The following is a 17,710-nucleotide window of genomic DNA, read 5'->3' on the forward strand; positions in this document are numbered from 1 at the left end:
GGAGTTGTTACAGCAACAGGACGACGGCCAGGATCAGAAGAATCACGACCACGACGAGTCCGCCGAGGACGGCCGTTGCCGGGATGGACGTCCGGTCGCCGATGACGTCCTCGATGCGCATGAGTGCGTCCTGGACCGGGTTCTTTCTCTTCTTCGGCAGGTCGAACGGCGGCGGTGAGTACGAGGAGGGAGTCGGATCCGTTCGGCTTTCTCCCGGTTGCACGGCGGGCAGACCGGCGATGGTGCGTCCGAATTCTCGGGACGGTCGACGAGATTCCGAGACGGGAGTCGACCGTCTCGCCCAGGCGGGGACGACGCCGTCCGCTGAGGTCAGAGGTACTCCGCGCAACTGAGAGATAGTGCCGCGCTTGCTTATTGCGGCAAGAATGATCTCGTCACGGGCCTGCGCCATGGTGGGGCGTCGAGCTGGATCGGGCTCGAGCATGTGCAGTAGTGGGCCGGTGAGGTCTCCGCTGCGAGTGGGAGAGATGATCTGCCCCTTGGCAACTCGGTGCAGGAGCGCAATCGAATCGTGATCGATGCCGAAGGGCGGCGCACCTTCCATTGCGGTGTACAACGTGGCACCGAGGGAGAACACATCGCTGGCCGCAGTGGGGTCCTGGCCGCGGGCGACCTCGGGGGCGAAGTATGCGGGGGTGCCGGTGATGACGCTGTCGTCGGCTTCCTCCACGTCACCCTTGGCTCGAGAGATGCCGAAATCGCTGATCTTGACGATGCCCAGATCCTTGCCGCGGTCGGCGATCAGAATGTTGCCCGGCTTGATGTCGCGATGCACGATTCCGGCGTCGTGTGCTTCGGTCAGGGCGTCGGCGATCTGCGCACCGATCTGAGCGACTTCGAACGGTGGTAGTGAGTCGGTGACGCCGAGCGCCTGCGCGAGGCTGCGTGAGGACAGGTATTCCATGATTAACCACGGCTCGCCGTCGACGAGAGCGACGTCGTGCATCGCAATGGCGTGTGGGCTCGACAGGCGGGCCGCGATCCGTCCTTCGCGCATGGCCCGGTTGCGCACGTCCACTGCCTGTTCCGGGGTCAATCGGGTGGTGGAGGTGACCTGTTTGACGGCCACCTGCCGGTGCAGAAGGGTGTCGGTGGCGAGCCAGACCGCGCCCATGCCGCCACCGCCGAGCTTGCCGGCGAGACGGTATCTGCCGGCGAGGAGGTAGTCGGGCCCGACTCCCCGTCGAACACGCTGCTGATCGGTCACGTCCACAGGTTAGTGGACGATGCCGCGGTGTGCCCGCAGCAGCAGTACTACCGCCTCTACCAGGAGCTACGGCATCGCCTTGACGAGTTGCCGTCCGAACGGCTTTACTGGGTGCAGATCGAAATTGTGTTCGAATACGTCACTTCCCGCGTCCGTCGAACACCGGTGTTTCGGCTCGATTTTTCATGCAGTGAAGGGGAGTGACATGTCTGTTTCCGAGGCTGCAGCACAGGCTTCCGTACCGCCGGATGCGCTCGACGGGTTGTCGCTTCCCGAGCGGGTGGCGCTGCTACGCAGTCGGATGGCTGCCGTACCGTCTCGCGGTGAAACGGCCTCGGTGCGCATCGAGAATTCTGCTCCCGTTCGTCCCCGCCCTACCGACCCCGATTCCGACCCCGAATCCGACGTCGTCGACAGCTCGGAGCAGGTGTCGGTACCGACCCGTAGGCGGCCTGTTCTTCCGGTGCCGTCGGCGCTGATGGAGGTTCTTCCGCACGGTGGTCTGGTGCGCGGAACGGTGGCCTCGGTGTCCGGTGCCGGTTCGTTGTTGATCGGGTTGGTAGCCGCGGTGACCGGTGCCGGCGGGCATGTCGCCGTCATAGGTCAGCCCCGCTTCGGACTTTTGGCTGCGGTGGAGATGGGCGCGCAGCTGAGCAAGCTGGCTCTGATTCCCGATCCCGGCCCCGACCCGGTGGAAGTGGCGGCGATCCTGCTCGACGGTGTCGATCTCGTCGTCCTCGGTCTCGGTGGCCTGTCGGTACCACCGACTCGGGCCAGGGTAGTAGTGGCGCGCGCCCGCAGCAAAGGGGCGACGTTGGTGGTGACCGACGGGCACTGGGACGGAGCCGAGCTACGACTCGACGCGTCGGTGCACGGTTACGACGGCCTCGGCACAGGCCGTGAGCTGGGGCGTGGCCGGCTGCGTGGGGTTCGATTGTCGGTGTGCGCGCGGGGCAAAGCGATGCGTCCTCGTACGGTTCGATTCGACTTGCGTGCGGAGAACGGCCGTATCGAATGGCATGCCGAACAGCAGGAGTCGAATCCGTTGTCGATCGCGGTCTCGACATGAGTACCGGCCAGTCCAACCGTGTTCTGGCGCTGTGGTGTCCCGACTGGCCTGCCGTCGCCGCAGCAGCTCAGGCCGATCTACCGGCGACGCATCCGGTGGTCGTCACGTCGGCCAACCGGGTCGTCGCCTGCTCGGCCACGGCACGGGCGTCGGGCATCAAGCGCGGCCTACGTCGCCGGGAGGCGCAGGCGCGGTGCCCCGACGTGCATGTGGCCGTTGCCGATACCGATCGTGATGCACGCCTGTTCGAGCCCGTGGTCTCGGCTGTCGCGGCCATCGCCCCCGGCGTCGAAGTGCTGCGGCCGGGCCTGTTGGTTCTTGCAGCGCGTGGTGTCGGACGGTACTTCGGTACCGAGCATCGCGCCGCGGAGCGGTTGATCGACGAAGCGTCGGCTGCCGGTGTCGAATGTCAGATCGGGATTGCCGACGAGTTGTCCACCGCAGTCGTCGCCGCACGGTACGCACAGGTGGTGCCGCGCGGTGGTGGTGCCGGGTTTCTTTCGCCGTTACCGATCGCCGAACTCTCGGCGGAGCCCAGTATGGCCGCGGCCGATCGTGGTGAACTGGTGGATCTGTTGCACCGCTTGGGTTTACGCAGAATCGGGGACTTCGCTGCCCTGTCTCCGTCGGATGTGGCATCGCGATTCGGTACCGATGCCGTGCTGGCGCATCGCAGTGCCCGCGGTGAGCCCGAAAGGCCGCCGTCTGCCCGTGCTCTGCCTCCCGACCTGGATGTGGAGTATCTGTGCGATCCGCCGATCGATCGGGTGGATGCAGCCGCGTTCGCCGGGCGCGCATTGGCCGAGCAGCTGCACACCAAGCTCGCCGCGGCTGCTGTTGCGTGCACTCGGTTGCTGGTGCACGCCAGTACCGGCAACGGTGAGAATCTGTCGCGAATCTGGCGGTGCGCCGAGCCGTTGACGCCGGAGGGCACGGCCGATCGCGTGCGGTGGCAACTCGACGGCTGGATCACCGGACGCAGCGAGAACAAGCCGACGTCGGCGATCACCGTCCTGCGCCTCGAGCCGATCGAAGTGGTGGCAGCGGGGGAGTTGCAGCTGGGTTTGTGGGGCAGTGTCGGTGACGAGGACGACAGGGCGCGTCGGGCGTTGGTACGCGTTCAGGGTCTGCTCGGCGGCGAATCGGTGCTCGGGGGTGTTCTCAGCGGTGGACGCGGGCCGGCCGAGCGGATCACGTTGCGTCCACTGGGGGACGAGCTGGTGCCGCTGTCCGATCCATCGGCCCCGTGGCCTGGCCGACTACCCGAGCCGGCACCGGCGGCGGTGATCGAGACACGCCCGGCAGTGACGCTGATGAATCGGGCGGGTTCGGGAATCGGCGTCACCGACCGCGGTGTGTTCGATGCGCCACCCAAGAGATTGCGGTGGGGGACCAAGGAATGGGAGTTGACGGGCCTGGCCGGGCCGTGGCCCGTCGACGAACGGTGGTGGGACAGCGGGCAAGGATCGACGGGGCCGACGGCGCGGGCACAGGTGGTGCTCGACGACGAGAGGGCGTTGCTGCTGGTGTTCGACGACGGTCTGTGGCGGGTGGAAGGAATCTACGAGTAGGAACCGCTACCGTCGGGGAAATGCAGATGATGTCCGAGACGGTCGACCTCGATGGCGTCGACATCGCGTATCGCTCGTTCGCGCCGCTGGAACACACGAGTGCGGCACCGGTGATGCTGGTGCACGGCATGGGCGGAGACAGCGGAACCTGGGATCGCTTCGCTCGGGCTCTGACCGCGCACGGTCGCCGGGTGATCACCGTCGACCTCCGAGGGCACGGCAAGAGTGCCCACACGCCCACGTACGAGTTCGACATGTTCGGCGGTGATCTCCTCGCCCTGATCGATCACCTCGGGCTCACCGAAGTCGATCTCGTCGGGCATTCACTCGGTGGATACGCGGTCTCGCTCGTGGCGCAGCGTCGCCCGTCTCTCGTCCGACGCCTGGTTCTCGAAGAACTTCCGATACCGATCAGGCCGGGGGACGCCCCGCCGACCCTGACCGGCCGGATGCCGTCGGTCACCGAACTCTGGCATGCGGCGACCAGCGTTGTTCTGCATCCCCGTGCGGTACTCGCGTTCGATCGATCGATGACCGCCACTGCTCTCGAGCAGTTTCGTCGGCCGAACCCGCGGTGGTGGGAGTCGTTGGCCGACATCACTGCTCCGACGTTGGTACTTCGTGGAGGTCCGGGCGGCATGGTCGATCCGGTTCGGCTCGACGCGATGGCAGCGAGCATTCCGAACTGTCGAGTGGAGGCATTCAGGACCGGACACAGCATCCACCGCGATGGCTACTCAGCCTTCGAAGCGGTAGTTCGTCCATTTCTGACGCAGTAATCTGCTCTCATGTCGCTGACTGTGCTGGATCGGAAGCTACTGGGATGGTCGGCGTTGTTCGTCGTCTCCCAGGCCAATATCGCCCGGTTGCTCGGGCCCGCGGCACCGAAAGTGCTTGCCGTGCAGACGGCCTGGTCCGAACAGCGGTACCGGCAGATTCTGGCGAGCATGGACGAGACGGAGATCGCCTGCTTTCGCAGTCATTATCTGCCCGACTTCGTCCACCCGGCCATCTATGCCATCGCACTGCGTGCGGGTGCGAGGAGCTTGGCGGCGAAGACTCCGCTGAGCCCTGCAGTAACGACGGCATTGGCTCTCGCTCCCGTGGCCTCCGCTGCCGGTGACTACATCGAAAACATCGTCGGGCTGATACTGGTGGACAACCGAGAACAGATCTCCGACACCGTCGTACGGGCCACCACCGTGGTCAGCACCGTCAAATGGATACTGGCCATCGGCTCATTGACATACCTGAGTCAGGGATTTCTGCGAGTGTGGGCAAGAGCTCTGTTGCGCTGAGGAAAAACCAGGCTAGAAGACGAAGGGCACCAATCGTTTCGAGCGTGCCATGTATTCGGCGTACGCGTCTCCCAATCCCTCGAGCATGGCCTTCTCCTCCGATGGGATTCTGCGTACGTATCCTCCGGCCAGAAATGCCACCATGGCGGGAGAAAGCCAGTTCCCGTACGCAATACAGAAACCGAGCGCACAGATCAGTGCGCCGGTATACGACGGGTGGCGAATGAACCGATACGGGCCCGTCCGAACCACGAGTTGCTCAGGGTGTGTGTGGACCACGAAGGTGAAGGACTCTCCGAGTGTGCGAGCTGCCGAGACCCGAAGTGTCTGCCCGAGGGTTGCGGTGGCCAACCCTGTCAGGAACACCGCCCGTCGGTGGCGGGTGCATACAGTGGCAGGCGAGATCACGCTCAGGAGAAGGCCTCCGCCATACGAGAGCACAAGGCCGCGGCCGACGGCGCGACCGGAACCATTGTCTCGATTCGAAGAGCCGGCCCGCGGCTTCCGCATTCCCATCTTGTATTCCGACCACACGAAGCCGGTGAATGCTGCCACCAGAACAGCAGCGGCCGCACGATCGGTCACGAACAACGGCAGCTTCTCGGCGATCACGCGTGACAGCTTCGCAGACGCGGACCCGTAACGGAACATCACCCAGACCGCCCACTCCACGATCGAACGCGATCGCTGGACCCTGTGGACTGCCGTGGCCCCCTGACGTGCACGTCACCAACTGGTGCCGGGTACCAACCTGCCGATGCGGCGGACGACCTTGCCTATACGCGCGCTGGGGGTCGACGGGTCGTACGGCCGAACCCGATAGGGCACTTTCCCGTCTTCGCCGGGTGCCGGCGTTTCGCCCTTGGCGGCGGCCGACTCGGCGAATTTTCGGTAGTGCTGATGCATCGTGCGATCTTTGCCCTTGGGGCTGAAGATGGCCCCGAACTGTCCGAGTGTTCCCAGTGGGGTGTCGATTCGCTTCGGCTTGTCGCTCAGCGCGCGGATGACGATCGCGGCTGCCTTCTCCGGTGAGAAGACAGTGCCGACGTTCTTGTCGCCCGTCGGGGTGATCATCGGGGTGTCCACCAGCGGCATGTGAATGGTCGTGTAGGTGATTCCGTCCGAGAGCGTCTCTGCTGCAGCAACATCGGTGAAACCGTCGAGTGCTGCCTTGCTCGCCACGTACGCCGAGAATCGAGGAGGGTGCCCCAGCACTGCAGCGCTGGAAATGTTGACCACATGTCCGAAGCTGCGTTCGCGCATGTGCGGCAGTAGCGCCAACACCACACGAATCGCTCCGAAGTAGTTGACGGCCATGGTGCGTTCGTAGTCGTGCAATCGGTCGGTGGAACGGTAGAGCGCGCGGCGAATGGATCGGCCCGCGCTGTTGACGAGCATGTCCACGTGCCCGTGGTCGTGCAGTATCGCTTTCACTGTTCGTTCGACCGATTCGCTGTCGGTGACATCGCACGAATACCCATGAGCGACATGGCCGTCGGCGCGAATCTGCTGGACGACCTCGTCCAACTGATCTTGGCCGCGCGCGAGCACGATGACCACCGCTCCTTTTCGTGCAGCGGCCTCGGCGCTGGCCCTGCCGATACCGGAGGACCCGCCGGTGATGACGATGTGACGTCCGAACAGCGGACCGCGTGGGTCGTCTCGGCGGTTGCGCTTGGGGTCGAGATTCTCGATCCAGTATTGCCACAGGCGGTCGGCGTACGTCCGCAGCGGCGGCGGTGCGATGGAGCTGCCCTGCAATGCTTTCTGTGTCGTTGCGGACTCGAAGACGGTCGGCAGAGTCAGATGATCGAGCATCACCGGCGGCACGCCCAGATCGCGAAGCGCAGCGTTGCGTTGTTTCCGAACCGCTGCGGATGTGGGTGACACCACGGGGGCAACCAGCTTCCCTGGGATGTCGACGATTCTGGCGCGTGATCCGGCAGCCGAAGAGAATGCGGAGTACACCTCGGCCATCGACTGAGGCTCCGGATTCACCAGGTGAAAAACGCTGCCGGACGGGGTGTCTCGGTGAACCAGTTCCACAATGGCGTCCGCGACGTAGTCGACCGGAACCAGGTTGGTGTGTCCGATCTTGGGTACCGTGATCGGCAGGACCGCAGGCAGTTTCGCCAGCTCGGCGAACAGTGGAAAGAAGTAGTACGGGCCATCGATCTTGTCTGTCGCGCCGGTCTCGGAGTGCCCGACCACGGCAGCGGGGCGGTACACCCGCCAGTCCGCGGAGCTGCCGCGAACCAGTTTCTCGGACTCGAACTTGGTGCGGTGATACGCCGTCGGAAAGTTCTGCCCCTTGTCGAAATCGTTCTCGGAGAACGTCCCTCGGTAGTCACCTGCCACTGCGATCGACGAGATTTGGTGCAGACGAGCGCCGGTCCTGTTCGCCAGTTCGATCACCGACGCTGTTCCGGCGACATTGGTCGGGGTTTGCTCGTCTCCCGCCGTGAGGTCGTAGACGGCACCGAGATGCAGAATGTGATCGACGTCGGCCGGAACGTCTTTCAGGCCGAGCCCGGGTTCGACGAGATCGCCGATCAGTGGGCGGATTCTGTCGCCGCCGTCCAGATCGTCGGCCAGCTTCTCGAGTCGAGCGACCGATTGCGGTCGAACGAGTACATGGACGAGGGCGTCCGCATCACGTCCGAGAAGTCGGGGCAGCAAGTTCTTACCCAGAAACCCGGTACCGCCGGTCACGATGTAGCTCGCCATGCGAGGCGACCTTACTCCTCGGTAAGTTTGACGGCTAGTGCCCCATACCGGCCTTCTCGTGCACCTTCTTCATCCACGCCGGGGCCCACCAGTTGGCTTCGCCCATGAGCTTGACCAAGGAGGGCACCAGCAGCATGCGGATGATGGTGGCGTCGATGATCAGCGCCAGAATCACGCCGAAGCCGAGGAACTTCATGATCGACAGGCCCGAGATCGTGAATGCCCCAGTGACGACGATCAGGATCAGGGCCGCGGCAGTGACGATGCGTCCGGTGCGTTGGGCTCCGAAAATGACGGCCTCCTCGGTGGAAGCACCTGCCGAGCGCGCTTCGACCATCCGAGACATCAAGAACACTTCGTAGTCGGTCGACAGGCCGAAGATGACTGCGAGGATGAGTACGACGAAGGTCGACTCGAGCGGGCCGGGTGTCACTCCCAGCAGGCTTGCGCCGTGACCTTCCTGGAACACCCAGGTCAGTGCCCCGAAGGTCGCTGCCAGGCTCAGCCCGGCCATGAGAACTGCTTTGATCGGCAGCACTATCGAGCCGAAGGCCAGGAACAGCAGGACCAACGTCGAGATCACCATGATCGCGATCATCACCGGCAGCCATTTCGCTATCGCGGCATTACCGTCGTCGACGTTCGCGCGTCCGCCGCCGACGAGGATTTCGGTGCCGTCCGGTGGAGTGATCGCGCGGAGGGCAGTCACCGCATTCGATTGGGACCGAGCCTCGGTCGTTCCGTCGCTGGGTTCGCTGTAGGACGCCTGGAATGCCACCAGATCGTCCTTGGATCCGAGGAATTCGGCTCGGGCCACGCCGGGGGTGGCGTTCATCGCTGCGGTCAGTTCCGCAACGGGCGGGCCCTGAGGCTTGACGCCGTCGAGACCCCGCAGCACCACGGTGGCACCGTCGCCGGTGGACTCGAAGTCGGAGGCGAGGGTTTCGAAGGCTGCCCGTGCCGGGTCGTTCTTCGGTAGTGCGGTGTAGTCGACCTCCCCCAAGGAGACTTTCAGAATCGGCGTGGCGACGATCAACAAGCCGGCGACGATGACGGCGGCGACGATGCCTGGATTCTTCATCACTCGGGTGACGACGCCACCCCAGAACTTGTGTGCGCGTGCGTCACTGCGGTCCGAGGCGGTACGCGACCAGGTCCAGGAGTTGATGCGAGTGCCGAGAAGGGCGAGCAGGGCGGGCACCGCGGTCAGGGACAGCAGGGCGGCGCTGGCCACCGCGGCCATGGCACCGAAACCGAGGGATCGAATCACCGCCTGCGGGAAGACCAGCATGCCCGCGAACGCACAGATCAGGAGCAGTCCGGAGAAGACGACGGTGCGCCCCGCAGTGGACACGGTACGTACGGTCGCCTCCATCGACGACGACCCGGTGCGGAGTTCCTCGCGGAATCGACTGACGATGAACAGTCCGTAGTCAATGGCCAAGCCGAGGCCGAGCAATGACGCGACGTTGATCGAGAACGAGCTCACCTCGGTGAATTCGGTGAGCACCCGCAGGATTGCCAGCGAGCTGAGCACACTGAGAATCCCGACGAATACCGGTACCGCTGCGGCGATCACGCCACCGAAGATGAAGACGAGAAGTAGAAGTGTGATGGGGACGGCGATGATCTCCGAGCGCACGAGGTCTCGCTCGAGGGTTTGGCTGAGCGAGACTCCCACGACCGATGCGCCGGCGAATTGCGACTCGATGCCGGGGACGACGAGTTGTGGAGGTAGCTCACCGAACGTGTTGAACGTAACTCCCGATTTCGCACCCAGGGATATCGTCACCAGTGCCTTGGTTCGGTCCTTCGAGACCAGGAATTCTTTGGTCACCGGGTCCGCGGTCCAGTAGGAGTTCACGTTTCCGAGGGTGTAGCGGCTGCGGAATTCGTCGAGTGTCGACTGCACCTGTGGTCCGATGTCGTCGATCGTGCGTCCGTCGGGTGCGGTGTAGATCGCGACGATGTCGGGGGTCGGTTGGCCGATGCCCTGGACCAGCCGCGCGACCTGTGACGATTCGCTGCCTGCGTCGGCGTATCCGCCCTCGCTCAGTTTCGAGAAGACGCCCAGTCCCAGCACGCCGCCGACGGCTACGACCGCGACGACGACGGCGAGCACCCATCGCTTGTGCGATACGACGAACGATGCCCAACGCGTCACAACTGTGCTCCGGCTCTGTGGAAGGGGTGAGTAGCGATTCGACTGTAGTTGATCGTGTCGGACCCTCGTGTTCTTATTAGAACAAGTGTTCGACGATGTGTGTGACGGTGTGAAGGAGGTGGTCTCGATGGGATGGAACGACGGGCCGCCCACCTGGTCGGAAATGGAGCGAGTCCTCTCCGGGCGCCCCAAGCCGGTCGTCGAAGGCGATGGGGGCGACAGCCCGGCGTGGTCGCGCAAACGCGACGCCTACCAGGGTCGCCGGCCCGATTCGGTCGGGCCGTCCACACCGTACGCAGAACTGCATGCGCATTCTGCGTTCAGCTTTCTCGACGGAGCATCGCAGCCGGAGGAAATGGTCGAGGAAGCGGTGCGTCTGGGACTCGAATCCATTGCGATCACCGACCACGACGGCTTCTACGGCGTCGTACGTTTCGCCGAGGCAGCACGAGCCCTCGGCATCGGAACGGTGTTCGGTGCCGAGCTGTCGCTCGACACCCACCGGTCCAGGGCCGGAGCGACCGATCCCGACGGTACGCATCTTCTGGTGCTCGCTCGTGGACAGGAAGGGTATCGGCGGCTGTCGCGTCGGATCGCGGCCGCGCATCTGGCCGGCGGAGTCAAGGGGGAGCCGCGGTACGACGTGGACGAACTCACCGAATCGGCGGGAGGGCACTGGCAGATCCTGACCGGTTGTCGCAAAGGGCATGTTCGCCAAGCACTCTCGCGGGGTGGGCCGGAGGCGGCCGATCTCGCGCTGCGTGATCTGGTCGATCGGTTCGGGGCCGAGCGCATCACCGTCGAGCTCACCAGGCACGGCACTGCCGACGACGATGAGCGCAACGACGCTCTCGCGGCGCTGGCTCGCCGGTACGGTCTGCCGATGATCGCCACCACGGCGGCGCACTACGCCAGTCCACGTAGTCGAAGGTTGGCCATGGCGATGGCTGCGGTACGTGCCCGGAGCAGTCTGGACGAGGCGGCAGGGTGGCTGGCACCGACGGGTGGTGCACATCTGCGGTCGGGGGCGGAGATGGCGGAGCTGTTCGAGCACTATCCCGGTGCAGTGCGCGGTGCCGTCGAGCTGGGTCGGGAATGCACGTTCGATCTGAAACTGATCGCGCCTCGTCTCCCACCGTTCGAGGTGCCCGACGGTTACACCGAGATCAGTTACCTGCGGCGGCTCACGTTCGAGGGTGCTGCCCGGCGGTACGGCCCGCAGTCGGCGAACCCGGCTGCATATTCGCAGTTGGAGTACGAGCTCGACATCATCGAGCGGCTCGAATTTCCGGGTTACTTCCTGGTGGTGCACGACATCGTTCATTTCTGCAAGACCCACGACATTCTGTGCCAGGGGCGAGGTTCGGCGGCGAACTCGGCAGTCTGCTACGCCATCGGAATCACGAATGTCGATCCGGTCGCCAACAAGTTGCTCTTCGAGCGGTTTCTCGCACCCGAACGCGACGGCCCTCCGGACATCGACATCGACATCGAGTCGGATCGGCGAGAAGAGGCCATTCAGCACGTGTACGCCAAGTACGGCCGTACCCATGCCGCTCAGGTCGCCAACGTCATCACCTATCGCGGGAAGTCCTCGGTACGAGACATGGCTCGCGCTCTCGGGTTCTCCCAGGGGCAACAGGACGCGTGGAGCAAGCAGATCACCCGGTGGTCCGGAATCGGCGATCAGGACGGCGACGGGATCCCCGATTCCGTTCTCGACCTCGCCCGTCAGATCGAGGGCTTTCCGCGTCACCTCGGCATCCATTCGGGAGGAATGGTGATCTGCGACCGACCGATCGCCGACGTGTGCCCGGTGGAATGGGCGACGATGGAGAATCGCAGTGTGCTGCAATGGGACAAAGACGATTGTGCCGCAGTGGGTTTGGTCAAGTTCGACATGCTCGGGCTCGGGATGCTCTCGGCTCTGCATTACATGATCGACCTGGTCGCCGAACACAAGGGCATCGAGATCGACCTCGCCTCGATCGACCTGTCCGAACATGCGGTGTACGAGATGCTGCAACGGGCCGATTCGGTCGGTGTGTTCCAGGTCGAGTCGCGGGCCCAGATGGCCACTCTTCCGCGGCTCAAGCCGCGTAATTTCTACGATCTCGTCGTCGAGGTCGCCTTGATTCGTCCCGGTCCCATCCAAGGTGGCTCGGTGCACCCGTACGTCAAGCGGCGCAACGGACTCGAACCGGTCACCTTCGATCATCCGTCGCTGAAGAAAGCTCTCGATCGAACTCTCGGGGTACCGCTGTTCCAGGAACAGCTGATGCAGATGGCCATCGACGTCGCGGGCTTCAGCGCCGCCGATGCCGATCAGCTGCGTCGAGCCATGGGATCGAAACGGTCTCCGGAGAAGATGGAATTGCTTCGTGGACGGTTCTACGACGGAATGCGTGATCTGCACGGCATCACCGGTGCAGCCGCGGATCGAATCTACGAAAAGCTCTCGGCGTTCGCCAACTTCGGCTTTCCCGAAAGCCATTCGCAGAGCTTTGCCTCGTTGGTCTTCTACTCGTCGTGGTTCAAGCTGCACCATCCGGCGGCGTTCTGTGCCGGTCTCCTTCGTGCTCAGCCGATGGGCTTCTACTCACCTCAGTCTCTGGTGGCCGATGCCCGACGGCACGGCGTGGTCGTGCACGGTGCCGACGTCAACGCCAGTCTCGGTCATGCAAATCTCGAGGCAGACGGTCTCGAGATCCGCATGGGTTTGGCGGACGTGAAGTTCATCGGGACGACACTTGCCCAGAAGATCGTCGACGCGCGAGACGCACACGGGCCGTACACCTCGTTTCTGGATCTGACGGGACGCGTCGAACTGTCGGTGGCGCAAGCGGAAGCACTGGCCACGGCCGGCGCGCTGGGGTGTTTCGGCATCACTCGTCGAGAGGCGTTGTGGGCTGCCGGAGCGGCCGCGGGGGAGCGGCCCGGTCTGCTCCCCGGCGTCGGCGCATCGACGAAAGCGCCTGCGCTGCCGGGTATGACGGACCTCGATCTGGCGTCGGCCGATGTCTGGGCAACGGGAGTGTCACCCAATTCCTACCCCACTCAGTTCTTCCGGGATCGGCTGGATTCCCTCGGCGTGGTGCCCGCCAATCGGCTGCTGCAGATCCCCGATGGCGACCGGGTTCTCGTCGGCGGTGCAGTGACGCATCGTCAACGTCCTGCAACCGCGGGAGGCGTCACGTTCATCAACCTCGAAGACGAAACCGGCATGGTCAACGTCGTGTGCTCGGTGGGGTTGTGGGCGAAGTACCGCAAACTCGCAATCACCGCTCCGGCGTTGCTCATTCGAGGCAAAGTGCAGAATGCCGAGGGGGCGGTGACCGTGGTGGCAGACCATCTGCAATTGATGGATCTGCGAGTTGCGTCCCGATCCAGAGACTTTCGCTGATTAACTTCCGGCCTGCCCGCGCGTCATCGAGCAGGACGCCGGTGCAGAATCGAAACGTGAAGCTACTGATCATCGCGGACACTCACCTGCCCACCCGAGCGAAAGTGCTGCCCGATCAGGTGTGGGCCGCCGTCGACGACGCCGATGTGGTGATCCATGCCGGCGATTGGGTGAATCTCGCGACGTTCGAGGCACTCTCGCAGCGATCTCGTTCGCTGGTCGCCTGCTGGGGAAACAACGACGGCGACGAGCTGCGTGCGGTCATGCCCGAACGTGCCGACGTGGTACTCGGCGGCGTGCGCTTCACCGTCGTCCACGAGACCGGAGCCGCGACAGGACGCGAGCGCCGGATGGCGACCGAATACCCCGATACCGACGTCCTCGTGTTCGGACACAGTCACATTCCGTGGGATACGACGGCCGACAACGGTCTACGGCTGCTCAACCCCGGATCGCCGACGGATCGGCGCCGGCAGCCGTTCTGTACCTACCTCACCGCCGTTGCCGATGGCGGCGAGCTGACAGACGTCGAGCTGCATCGACTTCCGCCTCGCTGATCGGCATGCCGAGTGTCCGTCACATTCCGCCTGCGACTCTGACGACCGTTCCGGTGGCGTAGCGCGAATCCTCGGACAACAGCCACGACACCGCGCCGGCGATCTCGTCGGGTACTCCAGGGCGGCCGAGGGGGATGCTCGACGCCATTTTCCGTGGTCGCTCACGGTCTTTGTGAAACTCGGTCTCGATGACCCCCGGCGCGACGGCGTTGACACGAATGTTCTGCGCGGCAAGCTCTTTGGACAGACCGACCGTCAAGGTGTCGACGGCTGCCTTGGCCGCGGCGTAGTGCACGTACTTACCGGGACTTCCGATGGTGGCTGCCGCGGAGGAGATGTTGACGATGGCACCGCCGTGGTCGGCCATCGCGTGTATGGCGTACTTGCAGCAGGTCAGGACGCCGACCAGGTTGACGTCCAAGTCTGCCCTGATCGTCTCGATGTCGTTGTTCGCCAGGGTCCCTACTGCGCGCGCCGATCCGGCGTTGTTCACCAATCCGGTGACAGTGCCGATCTCGGCAGCAGCAGCGAACAGATCGATCACCGACCGCTCGTCGGTGGTGTCGGCACGTATCGCGACGACCGTTCGGTCGGCGCTCGACAGTTCGTTCACCACTGCGTCGGCGGTCGCAGAATCCGAGCGGTAGGCGATCACGACGTCGTGCCCATCGGCCACGAGACGCCGAGATACTGCGGCTCCGATTCCGCGGCTGCCGCCGGTCACGATCGTCAAAGGGGCATTCATCGTTCGACAATAGCGAGTACCGAAGGAGCACAATGGCGGGCAACGCACGACAGAGGAGGGTTCTGTTGATCGACAGACCGGAATTGGCCGCTTTTCTCAAGCAGCGCCGAGAGGCGCTACAGCCCGAGGATGTCGGACTTCCGCGTGGACAACGGCGTCGAACGCGGGGTCTGCGCCGGGAAGAAGTAGCCGGCCTGTGCCACATGTCGACCGATTACTACGCGCGCCTCGAGCGCGGAACAGGCCCCGCTCCATCGGAGCAGATGATCGCGTCGATAGCGCAGGGTCTGCACCTGTCGTTGGACGAGCGCGACCACGTCTTCCGCTTGGCCGGCCAGAGTCCACCGGTACGCGGTGCGGCAAGCGAGCACGTCAGCCCTGGCCTGTTGCGCATCATGGATCGCCTGCACGACACGCCGGCCGAGATCATCTCCGAGATCGGAGAGACCCTTCGACAGACGCCTCTGGCAGCAGCCTTGACCGGAGACGCAACGCACCGGACCGGGCCGGATAGGAGTCTCGGATATCGCTGGTTCACCGATCCTGCTGTCCAGCAGTCGTATCCGCTCGAAGATCGCGCCTTGCTGTCGAGGGCATACGCCTCGGGTTTACGGGAAGTCGCGACCCTGCGCGGCCCGGACTCGCAGGCGGCTCGACTGGCCGCTCGACTCCAAGCGTCCAGCGAGGAATTCCGAGTGTTGTGGGAGCGGCGCGAAGTGGGTGTTCGTCCCCCCGAGTTCAAGACCTTCATCCATCCGGCGGTCGGCCAGATCGAGCTGCATTGTCAGACGCTGCTCGACCCCGAGCAATCGCATCGACTGCTGGTGTACACAGCCGTGCCGGGCAGCGAGAGCTATGCAAGATTGGAACTGCTCTCGGTTGTCGGTACTGACGTACTGACCTGACGAGGTCTGCTCATCAGTGGATCGGCAAGTCCTGGATCAGAGCGGCGTGTGGCACGACCATGGATGTCAGCGCATCCAAATCGCTCGATCACTACAGCCGAGGAGCTCACAATGGCCCGCATCGCAGATACATCGATCAGGAATCTCACTGGAAAGCGTGTCGTCGTCACCGGAGCGAGTGACGGTCTCGGCGCGGTGATTGCGACTTCTCTCGCTCGTTCGGGAGCCGAGGTCGTCATGCCCGTGCGCTCAGCCGCCAAGGGAGAGCGGGTAGTCGAATCGATTCGGTCATCCGTGCCGAACGCGAAGGTCAGCACTCGGCTCCTCGATCTGTCGTCACTGACCTCCGTTGGCGCATCGGTCGACGAGTTCTTGTCGGAAGGCCGACCGATCGACGTTCTCGTCAACAACGCCGGTGTCATGCAACCGCCGCAGCGGCAGGTCACCCAGGACGGGTTCGAGCTGCAATTCGGTACGAACCACCTCGGTCACTTCGCCTTCACCCTCGGCCTGCTCCCACTGCTCCGAGAAGGCGCAGGACGGGTCACTCACCAGACCAGCATCGCGGCACGCGTGGGGGCCATCAACTGGGACGACTTGAATTGGGAGCAGTCCTACGACGTCATGAAGGCCTACAGCCAATCCAAGATCGCTGTGGGGCTGTTCGCCCGTGAGCTCGAGGCGCGCAGTAGGGCCGGCGGGTGGGGAATCACCAGCAACATGGCGCATCCCGGAATCTCCCCGACGAATCTGCTTGCGGCTCAACCGGGCCTGGGACGACCCAAGGATTCGGCCGGCCGCGGGCTGATCAGCGTTCTGGCTCGCGTCGGGATTGCGGGGAGCGTGGACAGCGCCGCGCAGCCGGCTGTGGTGGCAGCAGCGGGAACACTGTCGCGAGGCGACCAGTTCGTAGGACCCAGACGCCTGATCGGTGGTCCCCCGGCCGAGGTCTCCATATGGAAGCCGTTGCGCAGCATGGACGATGCGCGACGTCTGTGGGACGCATCCGAGGTTCTCACCGGTGTACGACTCGGATCCTGAGTCGCGGGCCCTGCTCGGTGCCCACTGCTGGGTTCTCAATGCTGGGTCGGTGCGGGCTCTCTGGCATGGTCGACCAAGTCGTGCACCAGTCCGATGATGACGTCCATCTGTTCGATGACCTCCACGCGCAGTCGGTCCTGCTGCTCATCGGGCATGACCGGGGCATTCGGGCCGTCGAGGGACATCAACAGATCGATGTTGGTGCGCAGCGCGGTCAACGGTTCCATCAGTTCGGCACCGGCGTCGACTATCAACTGTCCCTGTCGTGCCCGCGAAAGCGAGAGCGCAGCCAGCATCTCGTTGAAACTGTTGGCGAGAGACGCCAGTTCGTCGTCTCCGTTGACGTCGATGGGCTCGAAGGCACCCGTCCTGGCCACTCGTTCCGTTCCGGCGCGCAACCGTCTGACCGGACGAAGTCCGGTGCGAGCGACGGCTGCGCCGGCCACACCAGCGAGGGCCACGAGAAACGCCCCGACGAGGATCAGGGCAAGCGTGAGTTTTCCGAGCAGTGGAGACGTACCGCTCAGGGCTTCGGCCACCATGATCGTCTCACCGGAATCGGTGCGCTCGGCGGAGATGTAGTAGCCGCGAACCTCCCGCAGTGACCGATCGGCGCGGCCCTCGGTGACAGCCTTCTCCGGATCGTCGAGCCCACCATCGGAGTTGGTGAAAGGGTAGGTGCCGTTGGACGAGGACACCAAGGTGCCATCGGTGGTCATCAACGCAACTTTGACCGCGGTTCCTTCCGTGTCCTCGATCCCGAACCCGAACAGATCGGCCGGCACTCCCGACGCTGCGCTGGCGATCAGCGCATCGCTGTTTCGGCCGACACGGTCGATGATCTGCGAACGAAGCGACTGCTCTGCGACGAGGTAGATCGCCAGAGCGCTGACCGCAACGGCGAGCGCGGCCAGGCTCATCGTCAACACTCGAATCCGTCCGTGCAACGACAGCGCCCTCGGGCGGGTGTGCGCACGTGAATACGTCATGGATCGAGTATGC

14 protein-coding genes are annotated in these 17,710 nt (G+C 64.2%); 8 read left to right on the top strand and 6 right to left on the bottom strand.

All coding sequences use genetic code 11. The annotated features are described in order from the left end of the window. Nucleotides 1–7: 7 nt before the first annotated feature. Nucleotides 8–1,228 carry a serine/threonine-protein kinase gene (locus CH268_RS26295; protein ID WP_174557273.1) on the bottom strand — a complete coding sequence of 407 codons (1,221 nt, stop codon included), beginning with the start codon at nucleotides 1,226–1,228 and terminating at the stop codon, nucleotides 8–10. 205 nt (nucleotides 1,229–1,433) lie between these two features. Between CH268_RS26295 and CH268_RS26305 the strand changes: the two genes are divergently transcribed. From CH268_RS26305 to CH268_RS26320, 4 genes are read left to right on the top strand one after another with little or no spacing between them, the layout of a single operon-like run. Next, nucleotides 1,434–2,297, top strand: a complete 864-nt coding sequence (locus tag CH268_RS26305) for a hypothetical protein (protein ID WP_094666302.1) — start codon at nucleotides 1,434–1,436, stop codon at nucleotides 2,295–2,297. Further along, on the top strand, nucleotides 2,294–3,868 hold the full coding sequence (locus tag CH268_RS26310; RefSeq protein WP_027496378.1) for a DNA polymerase Y family protein: 1,575 nt from the start codon (nucleotides 2,294–2,296) through the stop codon (nucleotides 3,866–3,868). The genes CH268_RS26305 and CH268_RS26310 overlap by 4 nt, the downstream gene beginning before the upstream one ends. 20 nt (nucleotides 3,869–3,888) lie before the next feature. Continuing rightward, nucleotides 3,889–4,647: an alpha/beta fold hydrolase gene (locus tag CH268_RS26315; RefSeq protein ID WP_441346999.1), complete on the top strand. Its 759-nt coding sequence runs from the start codon at nucleotides 3,889–3,891 to the stop codon at nucleotides 4,645–4,647. Nucleotides 4,648–4,656: 9 nt separating this feature from the next. Then, nucleotides 4,657–5,166, top strand: coding sequence for a hypothetical protein (locus CH268_RS26320; RefSeq protein WP_094666303.1), 510 nt, complete (start codon nucleotides 4,657–4,659; stop codon nucleotides 5,164–5,166). Nucleotides 5,167–5,178: 12 nt separating this feature from the next. Here the strand turns inward: CH268_RS26320 and CH268_RS26325 are convergent, their stop codons facing one another. The 3 genes from CH268_RS26325 to CH268_RS26335 all read right to left on the bottom strand — a co-directional run bounded on the left by CH268_RS26325 (nucleotide 5,179) and on the right by CH268_RS26335 (nucleotide 10,057). Beyond that, a complete protein-coding gene (locus CH268_RS26325; RefSeq protein ID WP_255182512.1) occupies nucleotides 5,179–5,778 on the bottom strand; it encodes a methyltransferase family protein in 600 nt (199 codons plus the stop codon). A gap of 114 nt (nucleotides 5,779–5,892) precedes the next feature. Then, nucleotides 5,893–7,893, bottom strand: a complete 2,001-nt coding sequence (locus tag CH268_RS26330; RefSeq protein ID WP_094666304.1) for an SDR family oxidoreductase — start codon at nucleotides 7,891–7,893, stop codon at nucleotides 5,893–5,895. 34 nt (nucleotides 7,894–7,927) lie between these two features. After that, a complete protein-coding gene (locus CH268_RS26335) occupies nucleotides 7,928–10,057 on the bottom strand; it encodes an MMPL family transporter (RefSeq protein WP_094666305.1) in 2,130 nt (709 codons plus the stop codon). A 127-nt stretch (nucleotides 10,058–10,184) separates the two neighbouring features. On the opposite strand from CH268_RS26335, the gene CH268_RS26340 reads away from it, so the two are divergent. Beyond that, nucleotides 10,185–13,460 carry an error-prone DNA polymerase gene (locus CH268_RS26340; RefSeq protein ID WP_094666362.1) on the top strand — a complete coding sequence of 1,092 codons (3,276 nt, stop codon included), beginning with the start codon at nucleotides 10,185–10,187 and terminating at the stop codon, nucleotides 13,458–13,460. A 56-nt stretch (nucleotides 13,461–13,516) separates the two neighbouring features. Continuing rightward, a complete protein-coding gene (locus CH268_RS26345) occupies nucleotides 13,517–14,017 on the top strand; it encodes a metallophosphoesterase family protein (protein ID WP_027496386.1) in 501 nt (166 codons plus the stop codon). Between the two features lie 19 nt (nucleotides 14,018–14,036). Here the strand turns inward: CH268_RS26345 and CH268_RS26350 are convergent, their stop codons facing one another. After that, nucleotides 14,037–14,762, bottom strand: coding sequence for an SDR family NAD(P)-dependent oxidoreductase (locus CH268_RS26350; RefSeq protein WP_094666306.1), 726 nt, complete (start codon nucleotides 14,760–14,762; stop codon nucleotides 14,037–14,039). Between the two features lie 65 nt (nucleotides 14,763–14,827). Here CH268_RS26350 and CH268_RS26355 point away from each other — a divergent pair, with 65 nt between their 5' ends. Together CH268_RS26355 and CH268_RS26360 are read left to right on the top strand one after the other, a co-directional pair. Further along, nucleotides 14,828–15,667 carry a helix-turn-helix transcriptional regulator gene (locus CH268_RS26355; RefSeq protein WP_032384021.1) on the top strand — a complete coding sequence of 280 codons (840 nt, stop codon included), beginning with the start codon at nucleotides 14,828–14,830 and terminating at the stop codon, nucleotides 15,665–15,667. Between the two features lie 111 nt (nucleotides 15,668–15,778). Further along, nucleotides 15,779–16,708, top strand: a complete 930-nt coding sequence (locus tag CH268_RS26360) for an SDR family oxidoreductase (protein WP_094666307.1) — start codon at nucleotides 15,779–15,781, stop codon at nucleotides 16,706–16,708. Between the two features lie 35 nt (nucleotides 16,709–16,743). On the opposite strand, the gene CH268_RS26365 is transcribed toward CH268_RS26360, so the two are convergent. Then, nucleotides 16,744–17,697, bottom strand: coding sequence for a HAMP domain-containing protein (locus CH268_RS26365; protein ID WP_094666363.1), 954 nt, complete (start codon nucleotides 17,695–17,697; stop codon nucleotides 16,744–16,746). Nucleotides 17,698–17,710 lie beyond the last annotated feature (13 nt).

The organism is Rhodococcus sp. 06-1460-1B (genome assembly GCF_002258475.1).
Taxonomy (GTDB): Bacteria; Actinomycetota; Actinomycetes; order Mycobacteriales; family Mycobacteriaceae; genus Rhodococcoides; species Rhodococcoides fascians.